7 protein-coding genes are annotated in these 10695 nt (G+C 65.3%); all 7 read left to right on the top strand.

Features of this window, described 5'->3' with window-relative positions; translation table 11 throughout:
• Positions 1-10 precede the first annotated feature (10 nt).
• The 7 genes from AC5Y47_RS09885 to AC5Y47_RS09855 all read left to right on the top strand — a co-directional run bounded on the left by AC5Y47_RS09885 (position 11) and on the right by AC5Y47_RS09855 (position 10633).
• Positions 11-1228 (top strand): CaiB/BaiF CoA transferase family protein, encoded by a 1218-nt coding sequence (locus AC5Y47_RS09885; RefSeq protein WP_499943913.1) that lies wholly within the window; start codon positions 11-13, stop codon positions 1226-1228.
• A gap of 2 nt (positions 1229-1230) precedes the next feature.
• Positions 1231-2937, top strand: a complete 1707-nt coding sequence (locus tag AC5Y47_RS09880; RefSeq protein ID WP_499943771.1) for a thiamine pyrophosphate-binding protein — start codon at positions 1231-1233, stop codon at positions 2935-2937.
• A 24-nt stretch (positions 2938-2961) separates the two neighbouring features.
• Entirely contained in the window at positions 2962-4395 is a 1434-nt protein-coding gene (locus tag AC5Y47_RS09875; protein WP_499943770.1) for an aldehyde dehydrogenase family protein, read from the top strand.
• 7 nt (positions 4396-4402) lie between these two features.
• Positions 4403-5386: an acrylyl-CoA reductase (NADPH) gene (gene acuI, locus AC5Y47_RS09870; RefSeq protein ID WP_499943769.1), complete on the top strand. Its 984-nt coding sequence runs from the start codon at positions 4403-4405 to the stop codon at positions 5384-5386.
• A 12-nt stretch (positions 5387-5398) separates the two neighbouring features.
• Complete coding sequence (locus AC5Y47_RS09865) at positions 5399-6580, top strand: MaoC family dehydratase (RefSeq protein ID WP_499943768.1); 1182 nt, start codon at positions 5399-5401, stop codon at positions 6578-6580.
• A gap of 2 nt (positions 6581-6582) precedes the next feature.
• Positions 6583-8280 (top strand): class I adenylate-forming enzyme family protein, encoded by a 1698-nt coding sequence (locus AC5Y47_RS09860; protein ID WP_499943767.1) that lies wholly within the window; start codon positions 6583-6585, stop codon positions 8278-8280.
• Between the two features lie 115 nt (positions 8281-8395).
• Positions 8396-10633: an NADP-dependent isocitrate dehydrogenase gene (locus tag AC5Y47_RS09855; RefSeq protein WP_499943766.1), complete on the top strand. Its 2238-nt coding sequence runs from the start codon at positions 8396-8398 to the stop codon at positions 10631-10633.
• Positions 10634-10695 lie beyond the last annotated feature (62 nt).

Here is a 10695-nt window from a genome sequence, read left to right as displayed (position 1 = left end):
TAGCGGTCCACTGGCCGGCATCCGCGTCATCGACCTCACCGCGATGGTGATGGGGCCGTACTGCACGCAGATCATGGCCGACATGGGTGCGGACGTCGTCAAAGTTGAACCGCCACAAGGCGACAACACCCGCTATATCTCGGTGGGCCCCGCACCGGGCATGAGCGGGGTGTTCGTGAACGTCAACCGCGGCAAGCGCAGTGTCGTGCTGGACCTGCGGACCGACGCCGGGGCGCGGGAACTGCGGATGCTGATCGAGACCGCGGACGTCTTCATCCACTCGATGCGCGCCAAAGCCATTGCCAAGCTCGGATTCGGCTACGACGACGTCGCCGCCATCAACCCGGCGATCGTCTACACCAACTGTTACGGGTACGGCCGTCGCGGACCCGCCCGTGACCGGCCGGCCTACGACGACACCATCCAAGCCGAATGCGGCCTGCCGGCTGTCCAGCAGCAACTCACCGGCGAGGCCGACTACGTCGGGACCATCATGGCCGACAAGATCGCCGGGTTGACGGCGCTGTACGCGACCACCATGGCTTTGTTCCACCGGGAGCGCACCGGGACGGGTCAGGAAGTCGAAGTCGCCATGTTCGAAGCCATGGCGTCGTTCATGCTCGTCGAACACGCCAACGGTGCGCTGTTCGATCCGCCCCTGGGACCGGCGGTATATCCACGCACCGTGGCACCCAACCGTCGTCCGTACCGCACCAGCGACGGCTTCGTCGCCGCGCTGATCTACAACGACAAGCACTGGAACGCGTTCATGAACTCGGTACGGCCCCCGTGGGCCGACGAGTCGTACTCGACGCTGGAGCAGCGCGCGCGTCAGATCGACACCATCTACGGATTGGTGGCCGAGACCATGAAGGAACGCACCACCGGTGAGTGGCTGAGGCTGTTCGACGAACTCGAGATCCCCGCCGCCCCGCTGAACGAACCCGGCGCGTTGTTCGACGACCCGCACCTCAACGCCGTCGGCATGTTCGAGACCGTCGACACCCCGCACGGACCGGTGCGTTTCCCCGGCGTGCCCACCTGGTTCTCCCAGACGCCCGGCCGCGTTGCAGGCCCGGCACCAGAACTGGGCGCCCACACCGAGGAAGTGCTCGCTGAAATCGGCGCGCGCAAACGCAACAACTCCCCCAATGGCCTGCCCGATGGGGAGTTCACACTCCCCCGCAAGCGGGCGGTACCCCCGGCCCGCGAAGGAAAGGAAGTCTGACCATGACCGTGCCCGTGTACAAACGGATCCTGGATCTGTTCGAAGCCGAAGGTGTGCGCACGATTTTCGGCATCCCCGACCCGAACTTCGTGCACATGTTCCACGAGGCGGACGCGCGTGGCTGGTCGGTGGTGGCACCGCACCACGAGTTGAGCGCCGGGTTCATGGCCGAGGCGGTGTCGCGGATGACCGGCCAGCCCGGCCTGTGCATCGGCACCCTGGGCCCCGGTGTCGCCAACATCGCCGGCGCGATGATGTGCGCCTTGGTGGAGAACTCGCCGGTGATCTTCCTCGGGGGTCAGCGAGCCCGCATCACCGAACGGCGGGTGCGCCGCGGCCGAATCCAATTCGTGCAACAGGAAGGTCTGTTCACCCCGTCGGTCAAATACAGCAGCTCGATCGAGTACGCCGACCAGACCGACGAGATCGTCCACGAAGCGATCCGCCGATCGATGTCCGGTACCCCGGGACCGTCCTACATCGAGTTCCCGTCGCACGTGATCCTCGAAGAGCTCGACGTCGCCGACCCGTTGCCGCCCAACAGGTATCGCCTCGTCAACCAGGGCGCCGGAGCGGGTGAGGTCGACGAAGCCGTCCGGTTGATCCGGGCGGCCAAGAGCCCGATCCTGCTGGTGGGACACGGCGTGCACACCTCCCGCACCGGGGCGGCGGTCAAGGAACTCGCGGACCTGATGGCCTGCCCGGTGATTCAGACTTCCGGCGGCACATCGTTCATCGCCGGGCTGGAGGACCGCACCTTCGCCTACGGCTTCTCACCGGCCGCTGTCGAGGCAGTGGTGCAATCCGACCTGTGCCTGGCGCTCGGCACCGAACTCGGCGAGCCGAGCCATTACGGCAGGACGCGGCACTGGGCGAAGAACAACGCCGAACGCAAATGGATTCTGGTCGAGCAGGATCCGGTTGCGATCGGTGTGAACCGTCCAATCGACGTGCCGTTGGTCGGGGACCTGCGCGGCGTCGTCCCCCAGCTCGTCGACGCGCTGCGCGACAATCCGCGCCAGCCCTCCGCTGACCTCGATCGCTGGATTCGGGAGGACGCCGAAGAACTCGCCCAACTCGCGGAGAATGCGCCCAGCGGGCGAACCCCGGTGCATCCGGCCCGCTTCGTCGTCGAGGCGACCCGAGCCTTCCCCGAAGACGGCATCCTGGTGCGCGACGGCGGGGCGACTGTGATCTTCCAATGGACCTACTCGCAAGCCAAGCCGCACGACGTGATCTGGAATCAGAACTTCGGCCATCTCGGCACCGGTCTGCCGTACGCGGTGGGCGCGTCGGTCGCCGACGGCGGCAAGCGCCCGGTCATGCTGCTGACCAGTGACTCCGCGTTCCTGTTCCATATCGCCGAATTGGAAACCGCTGCGCGGCACAATCTTCCGCTGGTGTGCGTGGTCGGCGTCGACCACCAGTGGGGGCTGGAGGTAGGCGTCTACAAGCGCACGTTCGCCCAGCCGTCGGCGCAACCCGGGGTGCACTGGAGTAAGGACGTGCGATTCGACAAGATCGCCGAGGGATTCGGTTGCCACGGTGAGTATGTCGAGAAGGAGGACGAGATCGGCCCCGTCATCGCGCGGGCCTACGCCAGCGGCAAGACAGCCGTGGTTCATGTTTGCATCGACCCGAAGGCAAACTCCGAAGAGATGCCCAAGTACGACGAATTCAGAACGTGGTACGCCGAAGGCACCCAGTGATGCGCGAGCAGGAAGGCTGATCCCATGCGTGAATACCTGAAGTTCTACATCGACGGCCAATGGGTCGACCCGTTGCGGCCCAACACTTTCGACGTCGAAAACCCGGCCACCGAACAGGTCTCGGGAAAGATCTCACTCGGTTCGGCCGCCGACGTCGACGTGGCGGTCAACGCGGCCCGGCGCGCCTTCGCCTCCTGGTCGCAGAGCAGCCGCGAAGAGCGTTTGGACCTGCTGCAGGCCATTCTCGCCGAATACCAGAAGCGGGCAACGGATCTCGCCGATGCGGTCACCGAGGAGATGGGCGCACCGCCGTCGCTGGCTGCCGGCCCGCAGGTCCAGCTGGGTATCGGTCACCTGATGACGGCGATCGACGTGCTGAAGAATTTCTCCTTCGAACAACAGCGTGACGCGACGCTGATCCTCAAGGAGCCGATCGGCGTCTGCGGGCTTATCACCCCGTGGAACTGGCCGCTCAACCAGATCGCGGTCAAGGTCTACCCGGCATTGGCGACGGGTTGCACCATGATCCTCAAACCGTCGGAGGTGGCGCCGTACTCGGCCCACATCTTCACCGAGGTGCTCGCGTCGGCGGGAGTGCCGGCCGGGGTGTTCAACCTGGTCAACGGAGACGGTCCGGGCGTCGGCATGGCTCTTTCCAGCCATCCCGACATCGACATGGTGTCGTTCACCGGATCCACCCGGGCCGGAGTCGAAGTGGCGCGCAACGCCGCGCCGACAGTGAAGCGGGTGACGCAGGAACTCGGCGGCAAGAGCCCCAACATCGTCCTCGACGACGCGGCTTTTCAGGACAGTGTGCGCGCCGGGGTGCGCAACATGATGCCCAACTCGGGGCAGAGCTGTAACGCACCGTCGCGGATGCTGGTGCCGAATTCGCGGATGGCCGAAGCGATCGACATCGCGCGGGAGGCGGCCGAGCAGGTCAAGGTCGGTGATCCCGCGGACAAGACCGCAATCGGACCGGTGGCGTCCAAGATGCAGTTCGAGAAAGTCCAGGGCCTGATCCAGAAAGGCATCGAGGAGGGCGCGACCGTGGTCGCCGGTGGCGCGGGCCGGCCGGACTCGTTGGACAACGGCTACTACGTCAAGCCGACCGTCTTCGCGAACGTCACCAACGACATGACCATCGCGCGCCAAGAGATCTTCGGTCCGGTGCTGTGCATCCTCGGCTATGACGACCTGGACGAGGCCGTCGCGATCGCCAACGACACCGATTACGGTCTGGCCGGATACGTGTCGGGTGCCGACCTGGGCAAGGCGCGGGAGGTGGCCCGCAAGATCCGCGCCGGTTGGGTGACGATCAATCACGCTTTCGACATGAACGCACCGTTCGGCGGTTACAAGCACAGCGGCAACGGCCGCGAGTGGAGCGACGCCGGGTTCCACGAATACCTGGAGGTCAAAAGCGCCTTGGGCTACGCACCCGACGAAAAGGAGTGAGACACAGATGTTTTCCGCAGTTCTGATCGAAAAGGGCGGGGACGGCCAGACGGTCGGCGTCACCGAGGTGGACGAGGCGCAGCTGCCCGACGGTGATGTCAGCATTGAGGTCGAGTACTCCACGCTGAACTACAAGGACGGGCTGGCCATCACCGGCAAATCTCCGGTGGTACGCAAGTTTCCGATGGTCGCCGGTATCGACCTGGCCGGAACGGTGACCGACAGCGACCACAGCGACTGGAAGCAGGGTGACCGTGTCGTACTGAACGGGTGGGGCGTCGGCGAAACCCATTGGGGCGGACTGGCTCAGCGTGCGCGGCTCGACGGTAACTGGCTGGTGCCGCTGCCGTCGCAGTTCACCACCCGCCAGGCGATGGCGATCGGCACCGCCGGATACACCGCCAGCCTGTGCGTGGAAGCTCTGATCCAGCAAGGGGTTTCACCCGATGCAGGTGAGATCCTGGTCACCGGCGCCACCGGCGGCGTCGGGACCGTCGCCGTCGCGCTGTTGGCCGCAGCCGGATTCAAACCGGTCGCCTCCACCGGGAAATCGTCCGAAGAGCAGTTCCTGAAGCAACTCGGTGCCGTCGCGATCCTGGACCGCGCCGAGTTGAGCGAGAAGGGCAAACCGTTGCAGAAGGAACGGTGGGCGGGTGTCGTCGACACCGTCGGCAGCCATACCTTGGTCAACGCCTGCGCGCAGACCCGCTACGGCGGGGCGGTAGCCGCCTGCGGACTGGCGCAGGGCATGGACTTTCCGGCGACAGTTGCCCCGTTCATCCTGCGGGGTGTTTCGCTGCTGGGCATCGACAGCGTGATGGCACCCAAGGAGCGCCGCCTGACAGCCTGGGAACGACTGGCACGCGACCTGGACCCGCAGGCGCTGGATTCGATCGCCCGGGAGATCGGCCTGGGCGAGGCAATCGACTCGGCACGAGAACTGATGGACGGCAAGGTGCGCGGGCGCATCGTCGTCGACGTCAACCGCTGAGGGAGCGCTGAGATGCCCGAGCACAGTCCGCAACTCGATCTGTCCGACGTCGAGCACCGGGTCGGCAAACCCGTGGGCGGCGGCCAATTGTGGGACCCGTGTAGTTCCTCCGACATCCGCCGCTGGGTGATGGCGATGGACTACCCGAACCCGCTGCACTGGGACGAGCGCTTCGCCCGTGACTCGAAGTTCGGCGGCATCGTCGCGCCCCAGTCCATCGCGGTCGCCCTGGACTACGGGCACGGCGCCGCGCCGGCCTGCGTGGGCCATATTCCCAACAGCCACTTGATCTTCGGTGGTGAGGAATGGTGGTTCTACGGTTGTCCGGTGCGACCCGGGGACAAGCTGTTCCAAGAGCGGCGGTTTCACGACTACAAGGTGACCGAGACGAAATTCGCGGGCCCGACGATGTTTTCCCGCGGCGACACCACCCACACCAACCAGCACGGCACCCTGGTCGCCCGGGAGCGTTCCACCGCGATCCGCTACCTCTACGAGGAAGCGACCAAACGGGGAATGTTCGAAAGCCAGCTCGGTGAGATCAAGCGCTGGACCCAACTCGAACTGGAGGAGATCGAGCGGCTGCGCCGGGATTGGCTGGAGTCCAACCGGACGGGTGTTTCGCCGCGCTTCGACGAAGTGAAGATCGGTGATACGTTGCCGCGCCGGGTGATCGGCCCGCACAGCATCGCCAGCTTCACCACCGAATACCGGGCGTTTCTGTTCAACATCTGGGGGACGTTCCACTGGGTCGCGCCGCCCGGTATGGACGATCCGTGGGTCTACCAGGATCCCGGCTGGGGCAAGGATTTCGCCTTCGACGAGGAAGACGCGATGATCGATCCCCGCAAGCGCGACGGCCTGTACGTCGGCCCGTCGCGCGGGCATATCGACGCCGACCGGGCCAGCGAGGTCGGCATGGCGCGCGCCTACGGTTACGGCGCGACGATGGGCGCCTGGTGCACCGACTATTTGGCGTACTGGGCCGGCCACGAGGGCATGGTGCGCCACTCCAAGGCCGACTTCCGAACCCCCGCCTTCGAGGGCGACGTGACCTACTTCGACGCCGAGGTCGTCGACAAGAAGGCGGAATCGACCTGGGGTGTTCCCCTGGTGCAGGTCAAGCTGCGTCTGACCAATCAGAACGGCGAGCTGCTGGTGGGCTGCACAGCCGAGGTCGAGCTGCCGCTGTAGCCATGGTTGACGATACGGAACCGCCAGCGGCGCACAATCTTTCGCTCGTCTCCGGGCCGCCGCTGTCCGAGGAGCCCGGGCTCGGGACGTTGACGCTGCCGGGATTTCTGCGCGAGGTCACGCAGGCCTACGGCGAACGCGAGGCGCTGGTCTGGCACGCCGGCGACGACGTCACCCGGTGGACGTATACGCAATTGTGGGAACGGGCGGTCGAGGTAGCGCAGGCGCTGCGCGGGTGCGGACTGGGTAAGGACGCCCGGGTCGGGGTGTTGATGACCAATAGGCCCGAATGGCTTGCCGCGGTATTCGGGACGGCGCTGGCCGGCGGGGTGGCGGTCACCCTCAGCACCTTCTCCACGCCGGCCGAACTCGACTATCTGCTGCGGGCCTCCTCGGTTTCGGTGCTGCTCCTCGAGCGCCGGGTGCTGACCAAGGACTTCGCGGCGACTCTGGTCGAGCTGGAGCCGGCGATCGGCGTTGCGGGCCCGCTGCAATCGGCGAAGTATCCGTTCCTGCGCCGCATCGCGGCGGTGGGCGACGCGGCGCCCGGCATCGAGACATGGGATGAGTTCTTGGCCGCCGGCTACGACGAGCCCCGCGAAGTCGTCGAGGCGACAGCCGCGGCGGTGCTGCCCAGCGATGCGGCGGTGCTGTTCTTCTCGTCGGGCTCGACAAGCAAGCCCAAGGGAATCCTCAGCTCCCACCGCGGGGTCTCGATCCAGCTGTGGCGGTTCCGCCGCATGTACCGCTTCACCCCCGACGACCGCGTCCGGGGCTGGACCGCCAACGGCTTCTTCTGGTCCGGCAACTTCGCGATGGTGCTCGGCTCGACACTGGCCAGCGGCGGATCCCTCGTCCTGCAGTCCACCTTCGACGCCGCCGGAGCGCTCGAGTTGATGCAGGCCGAGCGGGTGAACTTCCCGTTCGCCTGGCCGCACCAATGGGCCCAATTGGAGGGCGCACCGAACTGGAACGAGGTGGACCTGAGCTGCGTCAGGTTCGCGGACTTCAAGACCCCGATCGCGCATCATCCAACGGTCTCCGGCGAGTGGTACGAGCCGGGCCACGCCTACGGCAACACCGAAACATTCACCATCACAACGGGTTACCCGGCCAACACCCCGCCCGATGTCCATCGGGACAGTTTCGGGGTGCCGTTGTCCGGGGTGACCCTGAAGATCACCGACCCGCTCACCGGGCAGATCGTTGCGCGCGGGGAGCCCGGCGAGATCGGCGTCAAGGGACCCACGCTGATGCTCGGCTATATCGGCATCCCGCTGGCCGAAACGCTGGACTCGGAGGGCTTCTTCCCCACCGGCGACGGCGGCTACCTCGACGACGACGGCCGGCTCTTCTGGCAGGGCCGGCTCACCGACATCATCAAGACCGGCGGGGCCAACGTCTCGCCACGCGAGGTGGACGAGGCGCTCATCGCGCACTCCGGGGTCCGGGTTGCGCAGACGGTCGGCGTCCCGCACGACAAGCTCGGCGAGCTCGTCGTCTCCTGCGTCGTCCCGCACGACGGAGCGACCATCGACACCGAAGAGCTGTTGGTGTTCCTGCGGCAGCGGTTGGCCAGCTACAAGGTGCCGCGTCACGTGCTGTTCTTCCGTGAGGACGAAGTGGCGGTCACCGGGAACGCCAAGATCAAGGCCGGTGAGCTCCGCGAACTGGCCGTTCAGAGACTGTCAGCCAGGTGACGTCGCAGCGTCTGACCCGAACCCCGATCGGCCCCGTACGTTAGGGTCGCTGGTGTGGCTGACGAAGAACTGAGCCCTCCACAATCCGACCGACACTGACGCCGGGAGACTACGCATGAGCGCCGAGCAGCCGACCATCATCTACACGCTGACCGACGAGGCGCCTTTGCTGGCGACCTACGCTTTCCTGCCGATAGTGCGGGCCTTCGCCGAGCCGGCCGGCATCAAGATCAAGACCAGTGACATCTCGGTCGCGGCCCGGATCCTCGCCCAGTTCCCGGACGAACTCGACGAAGATCAGCGCGTGCCCGACAACCTGGCAGAGCTGGGCAAACTCACCCAGGATCCGGACACCAACATCATCAAGTTGCCCAACATCAGTGCCTCGGTGCCGCAGCTGGTCGCGGCAATCAAAGAACTGCAGAACAAGGGCTACAACATTCCGGACTTCCCCGGCAACCCGAAGACCGACGAGGAGAAGGAGATTCGGCAGCGTTACGCCAACGTCCTGGGTAGCGCGGTCAATCCCGTTCTGCGGGAAGGCAACTCGGATCGGCGTGCGCCCAAGGCGGTCAAGGAGTACGCGCGCAGGCACCCGCACAGCATGGGCGAGTGGTCACAGGCCTCCCGCACCCACGTCGCGACCATGAAGCACGGCGACTTCTATCACGGCGAGAAGTCGATGACGCTGGACCGGGCGCGCAACGTGAAGATGGTGCTGAATACCAAGAGCGGGGAGACCATCGAGCTCAAGCCGAAAGTCGAGCTGCTCGAGGGCGACATCATCGACAGCATGTTCATGAGCAAGAAGGCTCTGATCGAGTTCTACGAAGAGGAGATGGAGGACGCGCACAAAACCGGTGTGATGTTCTCGCTGCACGTCAAGGCGACGATGATGAAGGTCAGCCACCCGATCGTGTTCGGGCATGCGGTGCGCATCTTCTACAAGGACGCCTTCGCCAAGCACCAAGAGCTGTTCGACGAGCTGGGCGTCAACGTCAACAACGGGCTGACCGACCTCTACGACAAGATCGAGTCACTGCCGGCGTCCCTGCACGACGAGATCATCCGGGACCTGCACGCCTGCCACGAACACCGCCCCGAGTTGGCGATGGTCGATTCGGCCAAGGGGATCTCGAACTTCCATTCCCCCAGCGACGTGATCGTCGACGCTTCGATGCCCGCGATGATCCGCGCCGGCGGCAAGATGTACGGCGCCGACGGGCGGCAGAAGGACACCAAGGCCGTCAACCCTGAATCCACGTTCTCCCGCATCTACCAAGAGATCATCAACTTCTGTAAGACCAACGGCCAGTTCGATCCCACCACGATGGGCACCGTGCCCAACGTCGGTCTGATGGCCCAGCGCGCCGAGGAATACGGCTCGCACGACAAGACATTCGAGATCCCCGAGGACGGGGTGGCCGACATCGTCGATCTCGAATCGGGTGAAGTGCTGCTCACCCAGAACGTCGAGGAAGGCGACATCTGGCGGATGCCCATCGTGCGGGACGAACCGATTCGGGACTGGGTCAAACTGGCCGTCAACCGGGCACGCAACTCGGGCATGCCGGTGCTGTTCTGGCTCGACCCGTACCGCCCGCACGAGAACGAGCTGATCAATAAGGTCAACACCTATCTGAAGGATCACGACACCGAAGGTCTGGACATTCAGATCATGTCGCAGGTGCGTTCCATGCGGTACACCCTCGAGCGCCTGATCCGCGGCCTGGACACCATCGCCGCCACCGGCAACATCCTGCGCGACTACCTGACCGACCTGTTCCCGATCCTGGAGCTCGGCACCAGCGCGAAGATGCTGTCCATCGTGCCGCTGATGAAGGGCGGCGGACTGTACGAAACCGGCGCAGGCGGTTCGGCGCCCAAGCACGTGCACCAGCTCAAGGAGGAGAACCACCTGCGCTGGGATTCACTCGGCGAGTTCCTCGCGCTGGGCGCCTGCTTCGAGGACATCGGGATCAAGACGGACAACGCGAGGGCCAAGATCCTGGGCAAGACTCTGGATCAGGCGATCGGCAAACTGCTGGAGAACAACAAGAGTCCGTCGCGCAAGACCGGCGAGCTCGACAACCGGGGCAGCCAGTTCTACCTCGCGCTGTACTGGGCGCAGGAACTAGCCAATCAGGACGACGACGAAGAACTGAAGGAGCACTTCGGCAAGCTCGCCGACGTGTTCGCCAAGAACGAAGAAAAGATCGTGTCCGAGCTCAACGAGGCGCAGGGCAGCGAAGCCGACATCGGCGGCTACTACTACCCGGATGCGGAGAAGACCGCGGCGGTGATGCGGCCGAGCAAGACACTCAACGACGCGCTGGACGACGCGCGGGAGTAACGCCGCGCCCTGGCGAGCTTGGCTTGGCTCCCGGCTTGGCCACGTCTTCGGGCTTGGCCGCG

It is taken from the genome of Mycobacterium sp. NGS22 (genome assembly GCF_059813095.1).
Note: the sequence above shows the minus strand (reverse complement) of the source record. Positions and strands in the feature narration are given on the sequence as shown.

Coding starts and splice junctions, on each gene's coding strand:
- AC5Y47_RS09880 (WP_499943771.1), top strand. CDS start 1,231: ATGACCGTGCCCGTGTACAAACGGATCCTGGATCTGTTCGAAGCCGAA.
- AC5Y47_RS09875 (WP_499943770.1), top strand. CDS start 2,962: ATGCGTGAATACCTGAAGTTCTACATCGACGGCCAATGGGTCGACCCG.
- acuI (WP_499943769.1), top strand. CDS start 4,403: ATGTTTTCCGCAGTTCTGATCGAAAAGGGCGGGGACGGCCAGACGGTC.
- AC5Y47_RS09865 (WP_499943768.1), top strand. CDS start 5,399: ATGCCCGAGCACAGTCCGCAACTCGATCTGTCCGACGTCGAGCACCGG.
- AC5Y47_RS09860 (WP_499943767.1), top strand. CDS start 6,583: ATGGTTGACGATACGGAACCGCCAGCGGCGCACAATCTTTCGCTCGTC.
- AC5Y47_RS09855 (WP_499943766.1), top strand. CDS start 8,396: ATGAGCGCCGAGCAGCCGACCATCATCTACACGCTGACCGACGAGGCG.